This window comes from Halovibrio sp. HP20-59 (assembly GCF_033052795.2).
In the GTDB taxonomy this organism is placed as follows: Bacteria; Pseudomonadota; Gammaproteobacteria; order Pseudomonadales; family Halomonadaceae; genus Vreelandella.
The window spans coordinates 1-21,361 of sequence record NZ_JAWJUW020000005.1 but is presented as its reverse complement, the minus strand read 5'-3'; the positions used below and the strand labels follow the sequence as shown (position 1 = coordinate 21,361).

The window sequence follows — 21,361 nt, the reverse complement described above, 5'->3', positions numbered from 1 at the left end:
ATCACTCCTCGTCTGTTTCGCTTTGCGTTAACGCTCGCTGAGAGGCGGCGCGTAATGAAGCTCGCTGGCTATTCAGCCAATGTAGACCAATTAAACACATGGCGTTGTCGAGCCGCCCTTGCGTTAAGAGTTCCCAAGCGTTGGCAAACGGCATGACATGAACACGAATATCCTCGTGTTCTTCGTCTAAGCCGTGAATCCCTCCTAGCCCCTGGGTATCTACCAAACCACAAAATAGGGTGACTTGCTCGTTACAAGCCCCGGGGCTTGGGTAGTAGGTGTGAAGTTTGGTCAGCTCGGCGACTTTACAACCCGCTTCTTCCCAAGCTTCACGACGCGCCACATCTTCCAACGACTCGCCGTCCTCCACCAAACCGGCCACAAGCTCAAGTTTCCAAGGCGACACGCTGTCGTCAATGGCGCCGGCTCGAAACTGCTCAATCAGCACCAGTAAGTCGCGTTCGGGGTCATAAAGCAGCACACCCACCGCATCAAAGCGGCTGTGTACTTCGCGGCGGATGGGTTCGCTCCAACCACCTTCAAATAGCCGGTGGCGCAACTCTAGAGCTTCGAGGCGGAAAAACCCCTGATGCAGCGTTTCTCGCTTAAACAGATCGACATCGTCGCGGTTTAAAAGCGGGACGCTAAGCGCCGTGCCGCGAAAAGGCGCATGTCGAAAAGTGTCGTTCTTGGGGGTAGACGCCATGGGGCACTCCCGGTGGTGATAATCGCTACATTATCAATGCTTGTCACCGGGAATGCCAATTCAGTCGACGGACTACAGCTGGTCGAGCAACGCCTGGGCATCACCGCGCAGCGCTTCGTCTGAGGCTTGACGGCTATCGCGGGCAGTACCCTGAACCGCCCGCTTTGCATGCTCGCGAGCAGCTTGTTCGTTGCCTTCTTCTGCTAGGAAAGCGGCATAATAATAGTTCACGTCAATGCCATCGGGGCGGATTTCCAAGGCACGCTGGAACATGCGTTCAGCGGTATCGCTATTACCAAAACCGAGTGGCCGCCCTGGAGCACGATCATAAAGTGCGCCTAGCGTCACGTAGGCTGAGCCGTTCAGGCCCCGTGGGTCTAATTCAATCGCTTTTTCTAGCACATCACGCGCATCACCGGCCGTTCCCAGGGCGCCTAAACCACCTCGCTCGCGGGCATAGGACGCTAAAATAATACCCTGCCAAACAAGTACGTCAGCTTCGTCGCTGTGTTGCTCAGCCAACTGCTCAACTTCACCGACCAACGACTTGAGCGTGCTTTCCCGCTCATTAACGGGCATCTCCGTCACGGTGTACTCCCAGCGGTTTTTGAGTGAGAAAAGCTCACCCTCAAAGGCGCTAGCGGTAAGCGGCAACAGCGCCAGCGTGCTGCCGATAGCAGTGGCGACCAGCAAGCGTGACAACGAAAGGCGTGAAAAAGAAAGCGTTCGCATAGTGTCTCCTCAATTATTGTTGTCTTGCGTAGACCTGCGAATAGCGGGCCTTTCACTAATATAGCAAAAAATATAACGAACGTTTGAATGATTCGCCAAACGTATGTTGTTTGGTATGCTTCCCGCAATTGACGTAAGGTGGTGGGCTCAAGACCTAATAGGGAAACGGTAATGAAAGGCCGCAATATGACCCGCTGGCGCGATCCAGCAAAAGATCCGCGTCAAGCCCCTAAGAGCAACCTGATTACACCTGAAGGGGCGGCACGTCTGCGCGCTATTTTGGATCACCTATCACGGGTGAAACGCCCTGCTATTTCAGAGAAGGTTGGCGAAGCGGCTGCCCAGGGCGATCGCAGTGAAAACGCCGATTACACCTATAACAAGAAAGAGCTAAATCGCATCATTGCGCGCATTACTTACTTAACAAAGCGTTTGGACGAGCTGCAAACCGTTGATCGCCTGCCCGCCGACACCAGCAAGGTGTTTTTCGGCGCTTATGTCAGCCTAGAAGATGAAAACGGCGAACAGGTAAAGCTCAGGGTGGTTGGCCACGACGAAATCGACACCCAAAAGCGCTGGATCAGCATCGATGCCCCCATGGCCAAAGCGTTACTGGGCAAACAGGTGGGCGATGAAGCCAAAGTGCTGACGCCTAACGGCGATACGTTTTATACCATTACTGCCATCGATTACACCGGCTAGTCATTAACCCTACAATCCCACTCTTCTAGCGTCCTAGCGACTACTTTATTAGCGCTTAGTCCTCCAGAGAATAGTCCACCGTGGTGACAACCCGCACGCGCTTGGTTTGCGGCGTATAGCTATCCATGTCATCAATGGAAAAGTAGCCTTGGGTGGCGTGGCGGATCTGGCCCACTTGGCTACCGGAATCCTCGGCGAATTGCTGGGCAGCGTTGCGCGCATCCGCCGTTGCCGCCGCAATCATTTCGGGTTTAATCGCCTCCAGGTCAGTAAACAAAAATTCCGTGCGGTATTCGTAGCTGGGCGAGAGCAGTACGCCCTCACGCACCAGCGAAGTCGCGCTAGGGATCGCTTCGATCACGCCTTCAACATCGGGTGAGCGCAGCAGCAAGGTCGCCTCTGCGCGGTAACGCTCGTCTGGGCGCTGGCCGCCATATTGGTTGCTGAATTGATCGGTGATCCGCGGCGGTGTAGAGCTAACATGTTCAGCGGCGAAGCCTTGAGCCTCAAGAAAGTCACGAATCGATTGCTCGTCGTTGGACAACTGTTGCTCAAGGTCGCTCAAACTATTGGCGCTAACGCTGTAGTTGAACGGCCACAGCACCAAGTCTGCCGCCACCTCTCGCTCGGCCAGGCCGCGCACCGTCACGCTTCGCGAAGACTGCTGCCATACTTCCGCAGCGCCTTTGATATAACTACCGCTCCAAACCAGCCCCAACGCCAGCAGCCCACCCAGCAAAACCGCACTTCCCAGTAACGTTGTATTACGCATACTTCCCGCCATTTTGGTTCCTCCACCCTCGGTCGCTTAAATCGCTTAATGCTTATTTAGCATCATAGCCGTGAAACTTCAGCGCGTCGGCGAAGGATTGAGAAAGGTTTGAGGAAAAGTATGCGGCTAACGCTTACATCAATCCGTTTAGAGCTATTTGCTTAAGCCGCACTATAGCGAGACACCGCGTTTCCACGGAATGAAGTCCAGCTGGGAGAGACGCACCGCCTTGGTCACATAACGGCCTGAAGCCGTGTCGATACATAAGCGCAGCAACTGATCGGCCAGCTCAGCGATATCGGCTTCGCCACGAATGATCGGGCCCGCATCAAAATCGATCACATCGCTCATCCGGCGCGCCAGCTCGCTATTACTGGCAATTTTGATGACCGGCGCCACGGGGTTTCCGGTAGGCGTGCCTAAGCCAGTAGTAAACAACACGAGATTGGCCCCGGAACCCACCAGACCCGTCGTGGATTCAACGTCGTTGCCAGGCGTGCACAGCAGGTTAAGGCCTTTGCGGGTCATGGGTTCTGTGTAATCGAGCACATCGACCACGGGGCTATCGCCACCCTTCTTAGCAGCCCCTGCTGATTTCATGGCATCGGTAATCAAACCGTCACGGACATTACCAGGCGACGGGTTCATGGAGAAATCTGCCCCCACGGCGTGGGCGTGACGCTGATACGCCGCCATTAACGCGGTAAACCGCTCAGCCACCTGCGAGTCACGGCAGCGGGCGAGCAACTCGTGCTCAACACCGCATAGTTCGGGAAACTCGCTCAAAATGCCGCTGCCACCCAACGCTACCAAGCGATCTACCACTGCCCCTACCACTGGATTGGCGGAAAGCCCGGAAAAACCATCCGAGCCGCCGCACTCAACGCCAAGGGTCAACTCAGAGAGCGGTGCTGGTTGCCGTGTGACCTGATTGGCCTGTTTAAGGCCATCAAAAATTGTCGTCAGCGCATCACGAATCAATTCTTCTTCGCTGGCAGTCTGTTGCTGTTCAAAATAACTAACGGGCTTATGACCGTTCGGGTCACGGGCATTGATCGCCTCTTGTAACATCGTGATCTGCGCTTTCTGGCAACCCAGACTGAGCACCGTGGCGCCTGCCACATTGGGATGACAGATGTATCCTGCGAGTAGATGGCAGAGCGCGCCAGCATCGCCATCCGTTCCACCGCAACCCAACTGATGCACTAGAAAGCGGACGCCATCCACATTGGGAAATAGCTGCTCACCTGCCGGCAGTGCCGATTCAGCGGCGTCGTCACCGTGCAGTAGCTGCCGTGCCATGCGCTTGTAGTCATAAAAAGGGTCATCCCCCAGCGCGTCCGCCACGCACTGTCGCAACACTTCGATATTGCGATTTTCGCAAAATACTAAAGGCACTACTAACCAGACATTACTTGTACCTACTCGGCCATCCGGCCGGTGGTAGCCTTCAAACGTCGTCTGCTCGAACGCGCTCACATCGGGGGGCTGCCATGTTTTTTGTTGAGTGCTGGCGGGTAAATCTTCCGTCGAGTGAACCAGATTTTCAGTGGTGATGGCGCCGCCCGCGGCAATCGGCTGCGTCACTTTCCCCACCCGCACACCATACATAATGACCATATCGCCGACGGCCATATCGCCGAGTGCGAACTTATGCTTATGGCGAACAGGGCCAGGGAGGGAAACGTTGATGCCCTGATCCTCAATCACCGTGCCAGCAGGTAAGTCAGTCAACGCGACGCGGACATTGTCCAGGGCATGAACCCGCAGCGTCAGGTGGGGTGTTTGGCTAGCAATCAAGTCGCTCATGGGTGCACCTCGTCAGCATCGATGGAGATCATCGCTTTGATGACCTGGTTAGCGGGGTCACACCACTGGGGCATTTGCGTAGGCACTTCGGCGAGAGGGGCACGATGCGTAATCATTGCTTTAGCGTTGATGCCCCCACTTTCCATCAGCGAGACCACGCAGTCAAAATCTTCGCGAGCGGCATTACGACTACCGATAAGCGTCAATTCTTTCTTGTGGAAGTCAGGGTCGCTAAAGGTAATGTCGGCTTTCACCACGCTAACCAGCACATAGCGCCCGCCATGGCCGACAAGATTGAAGCCCGCTTCCATGGCGCGCGGGCTGCCGGTTGCATCGAACACGACATCCGCTAGCGCCCCACCGTTCAGGTCGCTTATCAGGGCCGCAACATCGACGTCCTCTGGGTTTGCTATCGCATCGGCGCCCAGGACATCGCGGCAAAACGTTAGCCTGGCGGCGTTGGTGTCCACCATCAAAGTGCGTGCGCCTTGGCTTTTGGCTACTTGGAGAATACCCATACCAATAGGACCCGCCCCGACGACAACCACCCACTCATCGGCTTGAAGCTGGCTACGCCTTACCGCGTGGGCACCAATCGCCATGCATTCCACCAGCGCTAACTGATCAATACTTAGGGTGTCCGATACTACTAGGTGGTCGACGGGGACAGCCAGGTACTCGGCCATGCCGCCGTCCTGGTGCACACCAATCACCTGCATGTTCTGGCAGCAGTTGGTTTTATGCTGCAAGCAGGCGCGGCACTCGCCGCAATGTAGGTAAGGAATAACGTAAACTTGCTTGCCAATTAGGTGCTGGTCTTGTTCATCAGAGACTTCTACGATCTCACCGGCCAGCTCATGGCCTAATACTCGGGGGTATTCAAAATAGGGCTGGTTACCACCGTAAGCATGAATATCGGTTCCACAGATGCCGATGCGACGAATCTTCACCACGGCATGCCCAGGGGCACATTGAGGTCTGCTAGTGTCACGCAGCTCAATATGATGGGGTTTTGAACAGACAAGCACTTGCATTAGTGCGCTCCTCTTAGCCGTCATTAGGCCTGCACGACGCCCTGGCTCTGCTCACCCAAACCCTCAATGCCTAGCCGCATTTGTTGACCATTACGGAGATAAACCGATGGTTTCTGGGCCATCCCCACGCCGGGCGGCGTGCCGGTCGAGATCACATCGCCAGGCTGCAGGCTCATGAAGCGGCTTAGATAGCTGATGAGAAAAGGTACCTGATACACCATGGTGCACGTATTGCCATCCTGGTAACGCTTGCCGTCAACCTCAAGCCACATACTCAATTGGTGCGGGTCAGCGACTTCATCGCGGGTTACCAGCCAGGGGCCCAGAGGCCCAAACGTGTCGCAGCCTTTGCCTTTATCCCAACTGCCGCTGCGCTCCAACTGAAACTCGCGTTCAGAGACATCATTCACCACGCAGAACCCTGCCACATGCGACATGGCGTCGGCTTCATCAATGTAACGGCCGCCCTTGCCGACAATCACCCCCAGCTCTACTTCCCAATCGGTCTTCTTGGAGCCGCGGGGAATTTCAACATCGTCATTGGGGCCGCAGATGGCGCTGGTCCACTTGTTAAAAATAACTGGCTCGGGCGGGACTTCGGCACCGGTTTCCGCGGCGTGATCGGAATAGTTGAGGCCAATGCAAATAAACTTGCCTACCTGACCCACGCAAGGCCCCAGGCGCACATCAGCCGCAACTTCCGGCAATGAGGATAAATCCATATCGCCAAGCTTCTGTAACGCCTCGTCACTCAATACCGTACCGGCAATATCATCCACGACCGCGGAAAGATCGCGTCGCTTACCCTGATTATCTAGAATGCCCGGCTTTTCCTGACCTGGCTGACCAAAACGTAAAAGTTTCATAGCGCTACACCTTATAAAGCTATTAATTTGAAATTATTAATATAAAGCAATCAATTTAACGTCATCAATTTGCCCAGCCGCCATCAATCAATTGTGTGGTGCCGGTAATAAACTGCGACTCATCGCAGGCCAAGAAAGTCGCCAGGGCCGCCACTTCTTCCACTCGCCCTAGCCGCCCCATGGGCTGGCGTGCGATGAAAGACGCCAGCACCTCGGCATCGCTGCGTCCTTCTTTACGTGCCTGCTCAGCGATACGCTGTTTCAGGGAGGGCGACTCGACGGTACCCGGGCAAATTGCATTGCAGCGAATGCCTTGGGTCATAAAGTCAGCAGCGATTGACTTGGTCAGCCCGATTACTGCCGCTTTAGAGGTGCCGTAAGCGCAGCGATTGGGAACCCCTTTCACGCTCGATGCCAGAGAGGCCATATTAATAATGCTGCCGCTCCCGTTTGCCAACATACCGGGTAAAAAAGCCTGCAGCGTATGAAACATCGAAGTAACATTCAGCTCCATCGATCGCTGCCAAGTCGCCGCGTCGCATTCGAGCACCGTGCCTCCCGGCACCATACCCGCGCAGTTGAACAGTATGTCCAGGTTAGGTAGCGAGCTGGCCAACTCATGAATCGCGTGGCTATCGGTGACATCCAGGCGATACGCTTCAACACCCGTCACACCTTCTAACGCGGCAATATCAATGTCAGTGGCAAATACGCGCGCGCCTTCAGCAACGAAGCGCTCAGCGCTGGCACGCCCAATGCCGTTCGCAGCGGCGGTAATCAGTGCAGTTTTGTTTTTAAGTCTCATGCTGTAGCACTTCCCTAATAACGATGGCTTACCCAATCGCTATGGCAGCCAGTTAACAAGCGTGGGAACATACGTTAGGTCAAAACATCCAATCATCCAATGGCCTGACCAATGAACCGAGTATGGTCGAGAGACTTTGATCCTGGCAAGCCTTAGAAAGCCAAATAATGGCTTTTAGAGATGAACTTTAGTCGTCATCAACGTTAGTCAAAGATCACCACTGAAACGGATAGGAAATACGACGAATGCCGATTCAAACCATCCGCCCACAGCGACTCTATCGCCAAATTGCGGATCAGTTGCAGCAGTTAATTAATGATGGAGAGTTCCCGCCTGGAACGCTTTTACCCCCTGAACGAGAGCTTGCCCACTCACTGGGAGTTAGCCGTGCTTCGGTGAGAGAAGCGTTGATTGCGCTAGAGGTGGTTGGACAGGTCGCCGTCAAGGTCGGCCATGGTGTCATCGTGCTTGAGTCTCGCGCCACCTCCATGGAGCCAGTCATGCGCGCGGCGGCACGGACCGAGCCCTGGGCACTCGACCCAGAGTTCGAGAGTGAAATTGAGCTCAACCTAGACGAAGAAATTCCGCCCTTTTCACTTCTGCAGACGCGCCGCTACCTAGAGCCGGAGATTGCCGCGCTGGCGGCCATAAACGCCAGCGAAGAAGACATGAGAGCGATCCGTTTGGCTTTTGAGCGAAATGTTGCTGACAACGCCAATGGCGGCCGCAACTGCGCCGGGGATCGACTGCTGCATATCCGTATCGCCGAGGCCTCCGGCAATGCGGCCTACGCCCTGTTGATTAAACATTTGCTCGGCCACCAGTACGGTGCCATGTTCCGTCGCCTCCAGGCGCTATTTATGGAAACGGATATGCCGCAGCGCTCGCAAAGCGACCACGCATTAATCGTTGAAGCCATTGAGGCGCGCGACCCCGCTGCCGCTCGTCGTGCGATGGAAAAACATCTGGATCATGTACTCAGCGTTTTCTTTGCGACGTAAATGACGCTTAAAAGCCAACACCTTAGCGAGTTGGTTTAGTCGCCGCGTAAACCTTGAAGCGGCGATTATCTGCGAGGGTTTGAAAGTCCTGAAACGCACGCTGCAGGTGATCGGGATAAGGCAAGAAGCCATTGGCGACAATCACCAACCGCCCACCCGTATTGAGATGCTCCGGCGCTGCGCTGATCAAGCGCTGACTAGGCCCGTAGCTGATATCGCGCTCTTTATGGAAAGGCGGATTGCTAACAATCCAGTCAAACTGCTCGCCTTCTAACGCGCTAAATACATTACTAAGAAGTACGCGGCCTTCCAGCCCATTGGCTGCCAAGGTGCGTTTACAGGCCTCTACCGCAAAAGCGCTGATGTCCACAGCAGTCACATGATGGCCGCGCTGAGCCAACCAGGCGCTGATGATGCCGTCGCCACAGCCCATATCCAACACCTTGAGCGGCTTTTTCGGCAAGCTAGCCTCAATGCACTCAAGCATGATCAGCGTGCCCTCGTCGATTTTGCCATGACCAAACACGCCGGGATGACTGACCAGCGTCAGCCCGGTGGCCTCGACGTTCTGCCACGCGCTATTACTGGCCCTATTTCCACTGGCTAAGTCCAGCGCAACGGTTCGGGCGGCGAACAGCGAACAGCGCCGCGCGTTGTCGCGCTTATCCCAAGGCATGCCCAACTCGTCCAGCATCTTGGGAACGCGCTTAATGCCGCCTTGATGCTCACCGACAATTTCAATCGGTGTCCCTTCAGGTAGTTGCTCGCATAACCACTTGAGCCACCAAATACCTAATTGATGCGCTTTGGGCCAAAACAGCACAATTTCTTTACCTAGCGCTTCGCCCGCTGCTGAATCAAATGGCGTTAGGGCTTGCTTGCCTTTAGCGGCCCACTCATCCAGAACGTCCTGGTCACCGCTCACCACCCCTGCCGATTGGTCAATAAGCCAGCTATCGACTGGCGGGCCAACGACCCACAGCACTGCATAGTTATCCTTTTGGCGTTCTAACAGCTGGCACGCTGGGACTTGGGCGCTCATTCAACAATCTCCGGTTTAATCAATGTATAAAGCAAGTAACGGCCCAAACGCCAATGCGGGTCCTGGCGACAGTAGCGTTTTTCCAGCGCCAGCAGCGTGGCGTTTTCTGAGGGCGAGGCTGGCGGCTGGCGCAAATAGTCTTGAAAGACGCGAATCCCGGCAACGGCTTCTATACGCAAGCCATTTGCCGCGCTCCACTGCTCAATCTCCGCGTGACTCACGGGGGAAATAGGCGTCAGCCGCTGGCGCTTGCCCTTCCCTGCCAAGCGGTCGCTTAGCGCCTTCTCAAGATTGCCTTTTACCGCATTAGAAAAACGCAGGGCATCGCGGTTAAACACCATCAAACTCAGCTGGCCACCAGGTGCCATTAGCTGGCTCAAGGTGGTCAACGCCGTTTGTGGGTCGCCTAACCACTCTAATACGGCATGGCAAGTAATCAGTGGCCATGGTCCTGGTGCCTCGCCAGTGAGTACTTGCAGCGGCGACTGCAGATAAGTGATCGCCGATTCCGGCAGCGTTTTAGCATCCCGATGCCAGGTTTTGGCGTAACTCAGCATATCGCCAGAGGGCTCAGCCATCGTAACGTTGTGCCCTCGCTCAGCGAACCAGGCGGCTTGCTGGCCCAGGCCACCGCCGACATCAAGCACTTTCTGCGCGCGCAAATCGAGCATTTGCGGCAGTAAATAATCCAGCATCGCCAAACGCAGTTCGCCACGGGGCGCCTGATAGAGCGAACGAGAAAACTTATCGGCCAGGCCGTCGAAATAGCGATCGCCAGCTTGAGTTAGTTCATAGCTTGTTGGTTTCACGGGTATAGCGTTATCGTTTGGGGACATGCCTAGGGGCATCACTGTAAAAGAAAGCACGCAGTTTACCTGATTCAGCCTGCTCATCCGAATGTCATTCCATGACCCAAAAATAACAAAAAAAACTATTGAACAAGGCTCATTCATAAGCAAAATAAATTGAAAAAGGTTTGCAAAAACCAGTGAGATACTGGCTAATTAAGTAGTTCACTTTTTGGCAACTTGTTCATACATATTTATTACCGAGCGCTACCAAAGGTCGTTACACAACTGTTATCACTAAGCTATACAAAAACAATACATATGGTGGAATTGATATGCTTATCGACACTGCCGACCAAAATGCGGCTAGCCAAATAATTAAATCCTTGTTCAATAAAAATCACACCATTACTCTTTTTTCTAAAGAAGCTGCTCACGCCATTAAAGCGACAGCGGTTAAAGTAGAGCCAGATAACAAAAAAATCACCCTAGAAATACATTATACCGGTGCATCATTATCGTCTTATCTTAATAATGACACCATCTCTTTTGATATAGAGACTTCACGCCATGCGCATGATTCTGAAGAGATTTACAACATTGAGCACGTGCCAGCTAACATTATTCAGATAGACACCTGCACCTACCACCTAGAATGTCAGCTACCCAACTCTATTTTTGCTTCAGATAATCGTGGCGCCCTACGTGTGCCTTTTTTTCTTGGCATGCAAGCCCGTGTTCACTTAGAAGTTTTTGCCCATGAGCTTAATATAAAGGGCAAAGTACGCAACCTCTCAATAGGCGGTTGCATGGTCTACGTAAGCCTTGAAGACAGTATTGCACTTTATGTAAATCAAATACTTCCAGATGTAACGTTAGAGTTCCCAAATGGGGAAGTATTTAATTCCCCAGGACGGATATGCCATATGCGTCCTTTTGGCAACCACGGCCATGCCGCCATGGGTATCGAGTTTATTAATATGGACCCTACCTCAACGGAATTACTTTACCACTTTGTTTCCGAAGTTGAATTCGAGGCGGCGTTACGCTCAGGCGCTCAAAACAGCTCTCGGGCAAGGTCAAAACTATTTATAGCCGATGCGAAAGAGAAAAAAATGCAGCATCAAGAAGAGCATGACCAGCTGATAAATGCCCAAAACACCCCGTTGCTCAGAGGCGTTATCGAAATAGCCCAGCAGCTTCACATTATCTTAATGTTCATGAAAAACAAAGAATTAGTACCCGCTGATATTTTATATGAGTGTGTGGATAGTATCGTGTATATGGTTAACCAAGACCGTAAAGCCCTTAAGTATGCACTTACATACTTGCACCATGAGCCAGAGTGGGTACGCCACGCCATCCAGGTGGCCAGCCAACTCGCCATGATATTGATTAGCCGCGATCCATATGCCGCAAAAACACGGGAAGCAGTGCTGGGCGCCCTTATCCATACAATGGGTAAGCCGCTGCTAATTAGTGAGCAACTGCCCTCGCTGAAAGCTCGCATGTCGCCGTCGCAAGCGGCGTTACTCAAAAACCATGTGTATGCACTCGAAAATAAACTAACGAACCTCGACTGGTCACCTAGCCCCACCTGCCACGATATTATTGTCAACGCCAATGAACGACTTGATGGCAGTGGCTATCCAGCAGGAAAACAGGCCGCCGCGTTGTCAGAACACGTTCGCTTGATGAGTGTTATTAAAATAATTAACAAGCTGACCCATGAACGCAATGGGCAGCACCCACGGCAACCTTTAGATGCTTATCGGTGGGTTAATAACCGCCCTGAGATGTATGAAAAGTCATTGCTGGTTGAGTATATCCAGCACTTTGGCCTTTACCCTATTGGCAGCTTGGCCAAATTTTCAAACGGTTTTTTAGCATGGATTGTGGATGTTGATGCGAAGGGTATGCCTTGCAAAGTCGAGGTTGTCAAAAATTTAGCCTTTAAGGACACCTCTATTGATACTGTGCTGTTTAGTAACGATTTCAATCAAATAGGTCACCTAGAAGGGACAGTAAACCCGACTGATTATAATGTGAGTATGAAAAAGCATCATTGATATTGCATTGCGTTCGGCTTTCTCATCACCCAAAATGGAACCGATACCATTATTTGAAGTAGACGATGCCTTCCACCTTTCGCCGCGCTACCATTATTGAAGTCGCTCGCCTAGCTGGCGTGTCGAAAACCAGCGTTTCGCGCTACTTTGGCGATGAGCAGGAACGACTCTCTCCTTCGCTTCAGGCGCGCATTGCCCAGGCGGCAAAAGCACTGGGTTATCAGCCCAACCAAATGGCCCGGGGCTTAAAAGGCGGCCGCTCGAAATTGATAGGCATGCTGGTCGCGGATATTCGCAATCCGTTTTCGGTGGCCATTACTCACGGCGTTGAGCAAGCATGCCGCGACTACGGCTACTCGCTATTGATGGGCAATACCGACAACGACCCAAAGCAGGAGCGCCAGCACTTAGCTCTATTGGCCGCCTATCAAGTGGAAGGATTGGTGGTCAACGCGGCCGGTCGCCCTGAGCAACAGCTGGATAGCTGTATCCGTCAAGGAACGCCGATCGTGCTACTCGACCGGGAAGTCAGCCAGGTGGATGCGGAAGTGGTTGGCCTCGATAATCATTTAGCCATTGATATGGCGCTTGATCATTTGTCTGCCCAGGGTTACCAAGCGGTGCTATATGTCACTGAACCAACGGAGCAATCCAGCGCTCGCCAACAGCGACTGACCCGATTCATTACTAGCGCCCCCCTGCGCAAACTGAACCACGCAACGCTGCTGTTGACGGACACCTTCGATGCCACAGCAAGGGAGGCCTTCACTCGCTTTCTCAGCGCGCACAACACCCAGGCCTGCGCCGTGCTATGCGCAAACGGTAATGTAACGTTAGCTGTCACCAGACTTTTTCAGCAGCTTGGTTTGGCGCTTGGCAACGTCGGGTTGATGGGGATTGATGAGCTCGACTGGTGCGCACTTATCCCGCCTGGCATCACTACCCTAGCCCAACCCACCGAAGCGATTGGCGAAACAGCGGTGCACTGCTTGATGCACCGGATTTCACCGAATGAAGTCGCCATGCCGAGGCAACTACGCTTTTCACCCAAATTGATGGAGCGCGGATCCACGCAGCGCTAGGGTTTTTTGAAGTGCGGTTATTACTATAAAAAGAGCCATGAATTTTTACTCAAATGGTATCGTTCCCATTAGATTAAAACAAACAACATCAAGAGGTGATTGATCATGTCCCATCTGACTTACCCCCCAAAGGTTCTTACCTTTGGCGAAGCGATGGCCATGTTGGTGGCTGATACGCCAGGACATTTATCAGACATTGAACATTTTCATCGTCGCCTTGCCGGTGCCGACAATAACGTTGCAATAGGACTCTCCCGCTTAGATTTTCACGTTGGCTGGTTAAGCCGTGTGGGAGCCGATAGCTTCGGCGCGTTCATCAAACGAGCTTTGAAAAATGAAGGCATCGACGATCGGTACATTTATACCGATGAGCAGCACCCGACCGGGCTAATGTTCAAAGAGCGCGCCGTGGGAGGTACCGATCCTCGCGTGGAGTATTTCAGACGCGGCAGTGCCGCCAGTTTTCTGTCCATCGACGACGCCTCGGCAATCGATTTCTCCTCGCTCACCCATCTACACGCCACCGGCATTACGCCCGCTCTCTCAGATAGCGCCTATCAGCTATCTCGCCACTTAATGCAGCAGGCCCGCGCCAAAGGGGCAAGCGTTTCTTTCGACCCCAATTTACGCCCATCACTTTGGGCTAGCGAAAACGCTATGCGCACAACGCTAAATGAACTCGCTGGCCTTGCCGACTGGGTACTACCGGGGCTTTCTGAAGGCCAGCTGCTGACGGGGCAGAAGACGCCGTACGATGTGGCAGGCTACTATCTGGATCAAGGCGCTTCTGCAGTGATCATCAAGCTGGGGGCCGAGGGCAGCTACTATCGCGGCACACTAGATGGCAAAGAGGAAAACTTTACGATAGAGGGCTGCCACGTGGCAGAGGTTGTGGATACTGTAGGTGCAGGCGACGGTTTTGCTGTCGGTGTGATCAGTGCCCTGCTAGACGGGGGAACGGCTCGCCAAGCTGTCCAGCGCGGCAACCTCATTGGTGCCCAAGCCATTCAGGTGGTAGGCGATATGGAGGGGCTTCCCAATCGCCAGCAACTCCAAGCGCTCGAAGCCAACCCACCCCAAGCATAAGTAGCCTGATTGGTTTTTGGTTCTGAATTCATGGAGATAAAAATGCAAAAACGACTCGTGGTTCAAGGAAGGCTTAGCGATGACCAACTATCTACGCTAAGCGATCTATTTAAAGTGGACGTACTGCCGAACCCCAACGTGCTGGATGCCCCAGAAAATCGCGCGGTACTGGCGGGAGCGCACGGTATCATCGGTTCCGGCCTAGCGATTACTCCGGCATTATTAGATGCCGCGCCTCAGCTGGAAGTTATCGCGACCATCTCGGTGGGCTACGACAGCATCCCGGTTGATGAACTGACCAAACGCGGCATTATGCTCTGCAACACGCCGGATGTGCTTACTGAAACCACTGCCGACACAGGCTTTACACTGATCATGGCTACGGCTAGGCGCGCCGTTGAATTAGCCGAGTGGCTACAAGCGGGCAAATGGCAAGCCAGCATCGGCCCCGCCCAGTTCGGTAGCGATGTACATGGCAAGACCCTGGGCATGGTGGGCTTTGGCCGTATTGGTCAGGCGGTCGCTAGGCGCGGCGCTCTAGGCTTTGGCATGCAAGTCCTCTACTCCAACGCCTCACCCAAGCCCGCGTTAGAACGTGAGCTTGGCGCCCAGCGGCGTGAACTTAACGAGCTGTTGGCCGAGGCCGATTTTGTCTGTGTGACGGTTCCGCTCAATGCAGAGACTGAACATCTGATAGGCACTGACGAGTTCGCGCTAATGAAGCCCTCGGGTATCTTTATCAATATTGCCCGCGGCAAAGTGGTCGATGAAACGGCCTTAGTAAACGCTCTGGAAAACGGCGTTATTAAAGCAGCTGGGCTGGATGTATTTGAGCAAGAACCGCTCCCTGCCTCATCACCGCTGCCGAAGATGCCTAACGTGGTCGCCCTGCCCCATATCGGCTCTGCCACCCATGAAACCCGTGAAGCCATGGCCCAGCGGGCGGCGGATAATGTCCGCCTCGCACTGCTGGGTAAACACCCGATTAGCCTGGTCAATGAGGAAGCCTATCAATGACTGAGCCTTTGTCTTCACCGTTCTGCTTACTGTTCGATTGCGACGGCACCCTGGTTGACAGCGAGATACTGCTCGCCGAGGTGATGGGCGCTATTCTCCCCGAATTCGGCCTGCCATTTTCCCCGCGACAATATATGGATGAATTTCGCGGCGTACGTTTCCAGACCATCGTGCAAACGCTGGAAGCACGTTTTCAGGCATTGGAAGAAGATGATTTCAAACAGCTTGAGGCGGGCATGCGAGCGCGCATGGAAGCCCGCATGCAGAGCGAGCTGCTGGCGATCCCAGGCATACCCGCCGCGCTCGACCACTTAAGCCATCATGCCATGGCCGTGGTCTCCAATGGCCCCGAGCGCAAAATCCGCTGTGCGCTGGAAAGCACCCAGCTTGGCCACCACTTTGCAGGAAAGTTATTCAGCGCTTACACCCTCAACGTATGGAAGCCCGACCCTGAGCTGTACCGCAAGGCGGCGGCTGCCATGGGCTATGCACCTCACGCCTGTATTGTGATTGATGACGCGGCGGTGGGCGTAGAAGCGGGGTTAGCGGCTGGCATGCAGGTGATTCATCTCAACCACTTCCCAGACGAAGAAACCACCCCCGAAGGTGCTATGGGTATCCATCATGCCAATGAGCTACCCGCTGCTATTGCGCACTTATCAGCTAAAGTGAGTGCTTAAGGGTTGAAACTTATCGGTTTGAAATGCACAGCAGGAGGCATCAATGCGGTTATTTACATTACAAGGCCAAGTGGCGATGGTAACCGGTTGTATTGACATCCTCCGGCCACTAAATCGGAGATTGTAGTGGCGGATTCCCAGGTCGTTACCTTCCCGGTTCCTGCTTCGGTGTTCGTCGCCTTCAATGCCTTGGCATTGCCGGTCTTACACAAACTCCACAGGCGTAGATTCCCGAGTGCCCCTCGGTAGTTGCTTCAACTTTCGGCACCGGCTAATAGCGCGGTGCCTGCTTGTAGGATATTGCGCGCTGCATTGAGGTCACGATCTATGCCATGGGTGCCGCAGTCTGGGCAATCCCAGGTGCGAATATTAAGTGGCAGTGAAGCCATTACATAGCCACAGCCATGACAGCGTTTACTGCTGGGGTACCAGCGGTCGATCTGGACGAACTGGCGTCCCGCCCAGGCCGATTTGTACTCAAGCTGGCGTACCAGCTCTCCCCAGCCGACATCGCTGATGGATTTTGATAGGGACCGATTTTTGACCATATTCTTAACCTGCAAACTCTCCGCCGCGATCACTTGGTTCTCGTTGACGATCTGGCGGGTGAGTTTATGGAGGTGGTCTAGTCGGGTGTCAGCGATTTTAGCGTGGCATTTAGCCACCTTTAACCTCGCCTTGGCACGGTTATTCGAGCCTTTTTGCTTTCGGCTCAATTGTCGCTGCGCCCGCGCCAGCTTGTGGGAGTAGCGCGCCGTATGACGCGGGTTGTTAACTCGCTTTCCGTCGCTGGTCACGAACAGGTCTTTCAATCCAAGATCTATGCCGACCATCTTCGGCGTGATCGGGAGAGTGTCGGCCTCTACCTGGCACAAGCAACTGATGAAATAGCGACCGGCGGCATCTTTGGAGACGGTGACACTGCTCGGATGGGCGGGCAAGTCACGGCTCCAGCGAATATTCAGCGGTTCGCTACACTTCGCTAGCGTGATCTGGCCGTCACGGTAGAAAAAAGCCGTCTTTGCAAAGGTGGCCGATTGGCGATGTTTCTTGGATTTAAAGCTTGGATACCGCGCCCTCTTGGCAAAGAAATGCTTGAAAGCGTTTTGCTGATGGCGCAAGCATTGTTGCAAGGGCACCGAGCTGACCTCAGCCAGAAAGGCGGATTCAGGCTGCTTTTTCAACTGCGTTAGGAACGCGCTGGCGTCGTTATAGCCGATCTTTTCCTGGCGCTGATAGAACGCATCGGTGCGATAGCGAAGCACCGCGTTCCAGACAAACCGCACGCACCCAAACGTCCGCGCCAGCAGGGTTGCCTGCTCGGGCGTCGGATAGAAACGGTATTTGAAAGCGCGTTCGGTTTTCATTCCTTACAAATTATCTTATTTTATGTAAGCTTGCAAGGCACAAGGCGTCCTGTCGGACGCCGCGCTATCCATCTCCACCTAATACTGTGGCTTGGATGGAGTATTCCGCGCTTTTCGATAAAGGCTTAGGCCAAGGTCTGGCCCTAGCGCTGGCCGAAGCGGGAGCCGATATTGTCGGTGTTAGCCGTCGCCCAGCAGATGAAACACGCCACCAGGTGGAGGCTTTAGGGCGGCGCTTTTACGCAGTGGAAGCTGAGCTGGGCAGCGATGCGCCCAGTGATATTGTTAACCAAGCCATTGGCCAGGCGGGCAAGCTGGATATATTGGTCAATAATGCCGGCACGATTCGCCGCGCACCGGCCATTGAATTCTGCGAAGAAGACTGGGACGCGGTGATAGACGTCAACTTGAAAGCGGCCTTTTTTCTGGCCCAACAGGTTGCCAAACATCTCATTGAGCGCAAGGCACCGGGCAAGATCGTCAATATCGCCTCGCTGCTCTCGTTTCAAGGCGGTATTCGGGTGCCTTCTTACACCGCGAGTAAAAGCGGCATCCTCGGATTAACGCGCCTGCTGGCCAACGAATGGGCCGCTCACGATATCAACGTCAATGCGATCGCCCCAGGGTATATGGCGACGGATAACACCCAGGCCCTGCGCGACGACCCCCAGCGCCACGATGAAATACTCGGCCGCATTCCCGCCGGACGCTGGGGCACGCCCGAAGATTTGGCAGGCGCGGTGATATTTCTATGCTCCGACGCTGCCCGCTACGTGCATGGTCACGCCTTAGCGGTTGACGGCGGCTGGCTCGCGCGCTAATGATTCCAAATCCAAATGGCGCGCGAACTATTTAGCCGTTAACTGCCGCACCGCTAACTCTACACCGCGTAGTTCGGCTAGGCCGCGCAAACGGCCATATAGCGGATAACCGGGCGCCGTATTGCGCTGTTTGTCATCAAGCAGTTGGTGCCCATGATCTGGGCGTAGCGGTAAACGCGCCCCGCCCTCTCGCTCGCGCCGTCGCTCTTCGTCGACCAAGGCGTGAATCACGCCCACCATATCCACATCGCCTGCCAGATGCGGCGCCTCTTGGAAAGAGAGGCCATCCGCTTCACGCTGAGTGGCACGTAAATGAATGAAGTGAATATGCGGCGCAAAGTGGCGGGTCATGGCCACCAACTCATTGTCTTGTCGAACGCCGTAAGAGCCCGTGCAAAGCGTCAAGCCGTTCGCCGGGCTTTGCATACAGTCCAGAATCCACTGGGCATCCTCACGCGTCGAGACCACCCGCGGCAGCCCCAGCAGCGGCCGGGGTGGGTCATCCGGGTGGATGGCCATACGAATGCCCACTTCTTCCGCAACGGGAATAACCGCTTTAAGAAAGTAACCTAGATTTTCCCGAAGCCGCGCAGCATCAATATCAGCGTAGCCTTCTAATACAGTGCGAAACTGCTCAAGCGTATAGTGCTCTTCAGCGCCCGGTAGCCCAGCAATCAACGTATTGACCAGTTTGTCCCGCCCGGCATCACCTAACCCTTCCAGATAGTGAGCCGCCTGGGCTTTCTCCTCGGCGCTATACGCTTTCTCAGCGCCGGGCCGCTGAAGTAGGTAAAGATCAAAGGCCGCAAACGCCACTTGGTCAAAGCGTAGGGCCAAAGCGCCATCGGGCAGTTCGTGGGTCAGGTCAGTACGCGTCCAGTCCAGCACCGGCATGAAGTTGTAGCAAACGGTGTCGATACCGCAGGCCGCCAGGTTGCGTAGCGTCTGGCAGTAAGTGGCGATCAACGCATCCCGCTCAGGGAAGCCTTTTTTGATCGACTCATGGACCGGCACGCTCTCCACTACCGACCATGTCAGGCCAGCCGCTTCGATCATCCACTGACGTTCTTGTATCGCTTCAACCGACCAAACCTGATCGTTGGGCACCTCATGCAGTGCGGTCACGATGCCGGTGGCGCCCGTCTGGCGAATCTCGTCCAGACGAATCGCATCATTCGGGCCAAACCAGCGCCAGGTATGCTCCATGTTGATCTCCTTTTTTTGTTAGCCTCTAACCATGCGTCAGCGCTGCGAGCGCCCCCTCCAGGCCTTGCTGAGTCAACGTCTGGTACGCCGTCACCACGGCCTGGGCAAACGCCTTGTCCGTTGCCAGCGCGCTGGGCACCACATCGTTCATAGCCAGATACGCCGCCACCAGTGCGCCGGCATCGCCACCGTGCGCGTGATGTATCGACTGGAAACGCTGGGCGAGCGGGTCGTCGACGGTGTGGCGATTGCCCATCAAATCCTCGCCCGAGGTATAGCGAATCCACGCCGCCATGCCCAACGCCACGCACGGCGAGGACTGCCCGGCGCCTGTGCGCTTCAGCGCGCCGGAGAGCCAGCGCTGGGGGAGTTTTTGGCTGCCGTCCATGGCGATCTGATGCAGGCGATGGCGCAGGCTGTCATTGGCAAAACGGGCCAATAGCGAGTCCGCGTAAGCATCCAGGTCGATGCCCTTGGGCATGTCGAGCGTCGGCGCCGCCTCCTCGCGCATATAGCGGCGCAAGGCAGCTCGCAGCCCGACGTGATTGACGCCGTCAAACACCGTTTCAATCCCCGCTAATGCGCCTAAGTACGCCAGCAGGGAATGGCTGCCGTTGAGCATGCGCAGCTTCATGGTTTCAAACGGCGCCACATCGGCGACCATCTCGACGCCCTCGGCTTCCCAATCCGGACGCCCCAGCGGAAAGTTGTCTTCGACCACCCACTGTGTGAACGCTTCACACACCACGGCGTTTGGATCGGTAACGCCCAGCGCTGCTAAACGCTCGAAGTCGGCTCCCGTCATCGCGGGGACAATGCGGTCCACCATGCTGCAGGGGAACGCAACCTCATCGGCGATCCAGCGGGTTAAGGCGGGGTCACGCTGCTCGGCCAGCTGAACCACCGCTTGGCGGGTTCGCTTGCCGTTGTCCGGCATGTTGTCGCAAGAGAGCACCGTAAACGGGGCAATGCCCGCCTCGCGCCGCCGGGCTAGCGCTTCTACCAATAACCCTGGCGCTGTGCGCGGCTGCTGGGGCGATGCCATATCATCGACGATCATCGGGTCATCACTTTTTAACTCACCGCTAGCGGGATTTAAAAAGTAGCCTTTTTCGGTCACCGTTAGGGTTACGATACGGGTATCGACAGAGGCCATTCTGGCTAGCAGTGTCTCTCGGTCGCGGCCCCAATGACCGGCGCTATCACACCCCGAGAATAGCGTCTCCTCGATCGCACCTATTTCACGTAGCGTGAGAGTGTCGCTGTCAGCGTACTCGGCTACCTGATAACGGTAGTCAGCATCACGCAGGCTATCTACCAAGCCAACACTTGAGCGTAAATTCGCGCTGCAGACGCCCCAATCACCGTCACCACTACGCTGACGATAACGCTCTAGATACACCGCTTGATGAGCGCGGTGAAAAGCGCCTAACCCCAGATGAACGACACCGATCTGGCCGCTTTTGGGTGAGGCTTCAATACGCTGCAAAGCCATCGTTAATTACTCCCCATCAATAAGTTGGGTAGCCAGAGTGAAATGGCAGGAACGTAAGTGACCAATAACAGCACCGCCAAGTTACACAGCAAAAACGGCACGATGGCTCTTGCCACCGACAACATCGGCAGTTTACCAATCCCTGCTAAGTGACTCACTATAAATTTTCTTATATAAAGAGCACTTGTTCCCCCAGTCTAGGATCCCCTCATGACAAGGCTCTTTATCGCACTCACACCTAATGAGCAGCAGGTGCTAAGTGAGGCCTACCAGCGTGGCGA

At 54.7% G+C, this 21,361-nt stretch carries 20 protein-coding genes and 1 pseudogene; 8 read left to right on the top strand and 13 right to left on the bottom strand.

The window, feature by feature from the left end; genetic code table 11:
* Nucleotide 1: 1 nt before the first annotated feature.
* Both RZA33_RS07310 and RZA33_RS07305 read right to left on the bottom strand, forming a co-directional pair.
* Complete coding sequence (locus RZA33_RS07310; RefSeq protein WP_317507197.1) at nt 2-706, bottom strand: NUDIX domain-containing protein; 705 nt, start codon at nt 704-706, stop codon at nt 2-4.
* Between the two features lie 72 nt (nt 707-778).
* Nucleotides 779-1,438, bottom strand: coding sequence for a TRAP transporter TatT component family protein (locus RZA33_RS07305; RefSeq protein ID WP_317507196.1), 660 nt, complete (start codon nt 1,436-1,438; stop codon nt 779-781).
* Nucleotides 1,439-1,609: 171 nt separating this feature from the next.
* Between RZA33_RS07305 and greB the strand changes: the two genes are divergently transcribed.
* Nucleotides 1,610-2,140 carry a transcription elongation factor GreB gene (gene greB / locus RZA33_RS07300; protein WP_317507195.1) on the top strand — a complete coding sequence of 177 codons (531 nt, stop codon included), beginning with the start codon at nt 1,610-1,612 and terminating at the stop codon, nt 2,138-2,140.
* A 55-nt stretch (nt 2,141-2,195) separates the two neighbouring features.
* Here greB and RZA33_RS07295 read toward each other — a convergent pair whose 3' ends face one another.
* The 5 genes from RZA33_RS07295 to RZA33_RS07275 all read right to left on the bottom strand — a co-directional run bounded on the left by RZA33_RS07295 (nt 2,196) and on the right by RZA33_RS07275 (nt 7,426).
* Nucleotides 2,196-2,924: an SIMPL domain-containing protein gene (locus RZA33_RS07295; protein ID WP_317507194.1), complete on the bottom strand. Its 729-nt coding sequence runs from the start codon at nt 2,922-2,924 to the stop codon at nt 2,196-2,198.
* Between the two features lie 159 nt (nt 2,925-3,083).
* Entirely contained in the window at nt 3,084-4,721 is a 1,638-nt protein-coding gene (locus RZA33_RS07290; RefSeq protein WP_317507193.1) for an altronate dehydratase family protein, read from the bottom strand.
* Nucleotides 4,718-5,755: a zinc-binding alcohol dehydrogenase family protein gene (locus tag RZA33_RS07285; RefSeq protein WP_317507192.1), complete on the bottom strand. Its 1,038-nt coding sequence runs from the start codon at nt 5,753-5,755 to the stop codon at nt 4,718-4,720. Before RZA33_RS07285 ends, RZA33_RS07290 begins: the two co-directional genes overlap by 4 nt.
* A gap of 23 nt (nt 5,756-5,778) precedes the next feature.
* Complete coding sequence (locus tag RZA33_RS07280) at nt 5,779-6,621, bottom strand: fumarylacetoacetate hydrolase family protein (protein WP_317507191.1); 843 nt, start codon at nt 6,619-6,621, stop codon at nt 5,779-5,781.
* Between the two features lie 64 nt (nt 6,622-6,685).
* Nucleotides 6,686-7,426, bottom strand: a complete 741-nt coding sequence (locus RZA33_RS07275) for an SDR family oxidoreductase (protein ID WP_317507190.1) — start codon at nt 7,424-7,426, stop codon at nt 6,686-6,688.
* A 245-nt stretch (nt 7,427-7,671) separates the two neighbouring features.
* On the opposite strand from RZA33_RS07275, the gene RZA33_RS07270 reads away from it, so the two are divergent.
* Nucleotides 7,672-8,427: a FadR/GntR family transcriptional regulator gene (locus tag RZA33_RS07270; protein WP_317507189.1), complete on the top strand. Its 756-nt coding sequence runs from the start codon at nt 7,672-7,674 to the stop codon at nt 8,425-8,427.
* A gap of 22 nt (nt 8,428-8,449) precedes the next feature.
* On the opposite strand, the gene RZA33_RS07265 is transcribed toward RZA33_RS07270, so the two are convergent.
* A complete protein-coding gene (locus RZA33_RS07265; RefSeq protein ID WP_317507188.1) occupies nt 8,450-9,469 on the bottom strand; it encodes a methyltransferase in 1,020 nt (339 codons plus the stop codon).
* Nucleotides 9,466-10,305, bottom strand: coding sequence for a methyltransferase domain-containing protein (locus RZA33_RS07260; protein ID WP_317507423.1), 840 nt, complete (start codon nt 10,303-10,305; stop codon nt 9,466-9,468). The genes RZA33_RS07265 and RZA33_RS07260 overlap by 4 nt, the downstream gene beginning before the upstream one ends.
* Before the next feature lie 287 nt (nt 10,306-10,592).
* Between RZA33_RS07260 and RZA33_RS07255 the strand changes: the two genes are divergently transcribed.
* The 5 genes from RZA33_RS07255 to RZA33_RS07235 all read left to right on the top strand — a co-directional run bounded on the left by RZA33_RS07255 (nt 10,593) and on the right by RZA33_RS07235 (nt 16,191).
* Nucleotides 10,593-12,326 carry an HD domain-containing phosphohydrolase gene (locus tag RZA33_RS07255; protein ID WP_317507187.1) on the top strand — a complete coding sequence of 578 codons (1,734 nt, stop codon included), beginning with the start codon at nt 10,593-10,595 and terminating at the stop codon, nt 12,324-12,326.
* A 65-nt stretch (nt 12,327-12,391) separates the two neighbouring features.
* Nucleotides 12,392-13,408, top strand: a complete 1,017-nt coding sequence (locus tag RZA33_RS07250; RefSeq protein WP_317507186.1) for a LacI family DNA-binding transcriptional regulator — start codon at nt 12,392-12,394, stop codon at nt 13,406-13,408.
* 105 nt (nt 13,409-13,513) lie between these two features.
* Entirely contained in the window at nt 13,514-14,494 is a 981-nt protein-coding gene (locus RZA33_RS07245) for a sugar kinase (protein ID WP_317507185.1), read from the top strand.
* A 42-nt stretch (nt 14,495-14,536) separates the two neighbouring features.
* Complete coding sequence (locus tag RZA33_RS07240; protein WP_317507184.1) at nt 14,537-15,511, top strand: D-glycerate dehydrogenase; 975 nt, start codon at nt 14,537-14,539, stop codon at nt 15,509-15,511.
* The gene (locus RZA33_RS07235; RefSeq protein WP_317507183.1) at nt 15,508-16,191 is read left to right on the top strand and encodes an HAD-IA family hydrolase; all 684 of its coding nucleotides are present in this window, start codon (nt 15,508-15,510) and stop codon (nt 16,189-16,191) included. The genes RZA33_RS07240 and RZA33_RS07235 overlap by 4 nt, the downstream gene beginning before the upstream one ends.
* Nucleotides 16,192-16,445: 254 nt before the next feature.
* On the opposite strand, the gene RZA33_RS07230 is transcribed toward RZA33_RS07235, so the two are convergent.
* Nucleotides 16,446-17,558 carry an RNA-guided endonuclease TnpB family protein gene (locus RZA33_RS07230; RefSeq protein ID WP_317507182.1) on the bottom strand — a complete coding sequence of 371 codons (1,113 nt, stop codon included), beginning with the start codon at nt 17,556-17,558 and terminating at the stop codon, nt 16,446-16,448.
* Between the two features lie 95 nt (nt 17,559-17,653).
* Between RZA33_RS07230 and kduD the strand changes: the two genes are divergently transcribed.
* Nucleotides 17,654-18,379, top strand: coding sequence for a 2-dehydro-3-deoxy-D-gluconate 5-dehydrogenase KduD (gene kduD / locus RZA33_RS07225; RefSeq protein ID WP_317507181.1), 726 nt, complete (start codon nt 17,654-17,656; stop codon nt 18,377-18,379).
* Nucleotides 18,380-18,406: 27 nt separating this feature from the next.
* On the opposite strand, the gene uxuA is transcribed toward kduD, so the two are convergent.
* The 3 genes and pseudogenes from uxuA to RZA33_RS07210 form a co-directional block, all read right to left on the bottom strand.
* Nucleotides 18,407-19,585 carry a mannonate dehydratase gene (gene uxuA / locus RZA33_RS07220; protein ID WP_317507180.1) on the bottom strand — a complete coding sequence of 393 codons (1,179 nt, stop codon included), beginning with the start codon at nt 19,583-19,585 and terminating at the stop codon, nt 18,407-18,409.
* A gap of 25 nt (nt 19,586-19,610) precedes the next feature.
* Nucleotides 19,611-21,080: a mannitol dehydrogenase family protein gene (locus RZA33_RS07215; RefSeq protein ID WP_317507179.1), complete on the bottom strand. Its 1,470-nt coding sequence runs from the start codon at nt 21,078-21,080 to the stop codon at nt 19,611-19,613.
* 2 nt (nt 21,081-21,082) lie between these two features.
* A pseudogene (locus tag RZA33_RS07210) lies at nt 21,083-21,229 on the bottom strand (C4-dicarboxylate ABC transporter permease); the annotation flags it as partial.
* Nucleotides 21,230-21,361: the final 132 nt, after the last annotated feature.

Bases quoted from the DNA above. Each gene is read 5' to 3' on its own strand.
- uxuA (WP_317507180.1), bottom strand. From the start codon at position 19,585: ATGGAGCATACCTGGCGCTGGTTTGGCCCGAATGATGCGATTCGTCTG.
- RZA33_RS07265 (WP_317507188.1), bottom strand. From the start codon at position 9,469: ATGAGCGCCCAAGTCCCAGCGTGCCAGCTGTTAGAACGCCAAAAGGAT.
- RZA33_RS07280 (WP_317507191.1), bottom strand. From the start codon at position 6,621: ATGAAACTTTTACGTTTTGGTCAGCCAGGTCAGGAAAAGCCGGGCATT.
- RZA33_RS07240 (WP_317507184.1), top strand. From the start codon at position 14,537: ATGCAAAAACGACTCGTGGTTCAAGGAAGGCTTAGCGATGACCAACTA.
- RZA33_RS07230 (WP_317507182.1), bottom strand. From the start codon at position 17,558: ATGAAAACCGAACGCGCTTTCAAATACCGTTTCTATCCGACGCCCGAG.
- RZA33_RS07275 (WP_317507190.1), bottom strand. From the start codon at position 7,426: ATGAGACTTAAAAACAAAACTGCACTGATTACCGCCGCTGCGAACGGC.
- kduD (WP_317507181.1), top strand. From the start codon at position 17,654: ATGGAGTATTCCGCGCTTTTCGATAAAGGCTTAGGCCAAGGTCTGGCC.
- RZA33_RS07250 (WP_317507186.1), top strand. From the start codon at position 12,392: ATGCCTTCCACCTTTCGCCGCGCTACCATTATTGAAGTCGCTCGCCTA.
- RZA33_RS07305 (WP_317507196.1), bottom strand. From the start codon at position 1,438: ATGCGAACGCTTTCTTTTTCACGCCTTTCGTTGTCACGCTTGCTGGTC.
- RZA33_RS07235 (WP_317507183.1), top strand. From the start codon at position 15,508: ATGACTGAGCCTTTGTCTTCACCGTTCTGCTTACTGTTCGATTGCGAC.
- RZA33_RS07260 (WP_317507423.1), bottom strand. From the start codon at position 10,305: ATGTCCCCAAACGATAACGCTATACCCGTGAAACCAACAAGCTATGAA.
- RZA33_RS07285 (WP_317507192.1), bottom strand. From the start codon at position 5,755: ATGCAAGTGCTTGTCTGTTCAAAACCCCATCATATTGAGCTGCGTGAC.
- greB (WP_317507195.1), top strand. From the start codon at position 1,610: ATGAAAGGCCGCAATATGACCCGCTGGCGCGATCCAGCAAAAGATCCG.
- RZA33_RS07310 (WP_317507197.1), bottom strand. From the start codon at position 706: ATGGCGTCTACCCCCAAGAACGACACTTTTCGACATGCGCCTTTTCGC.
- RZA33_RS07255 (WP_317507187.1), top strand. From the start codon at position 10,593: ATGCTTATCGACACTGCCGACCAAAATGCGGCTAGCCAAATAATTAAA.
- RZA33_RS07215 (WP_317507179.1), bottom strand. From the start codon at position 21,080: ATGGCTTTGCAGCGTATTGAAGCCTCACCCAAAAGCGGCCAGATCGGT.
- RZA33_RS07270 (WP_317507189.1), top strand. From the start codon at position 7,672: ATGCCGATTCAAACCATCCGCCCACAGCGACTCTATCGCCAAATTGCG.
- RZA33_RS07295 (WP_317507194.1), bottom strand. From the start codon at position 2,924: ATGGCGGGAAGTATGCGTAATACAACGTTACTGGGAAGTGCGGTTTTG.
- RZA33_RS07245 (WP_317507185.1), top strand. From the start codon at position 13,514: ATGTCCCATCTGACTTACCCCCCAAAGGTTCTTACCTTTGGCGAAGCG.
- RZA33_RS07290 (WP_317507193.1), bottom strand. From the start codon at position 4,721: ATGAGCGACTTGATTGCTAGCCAAACACCCCACCTGACGCTGCGGGTT.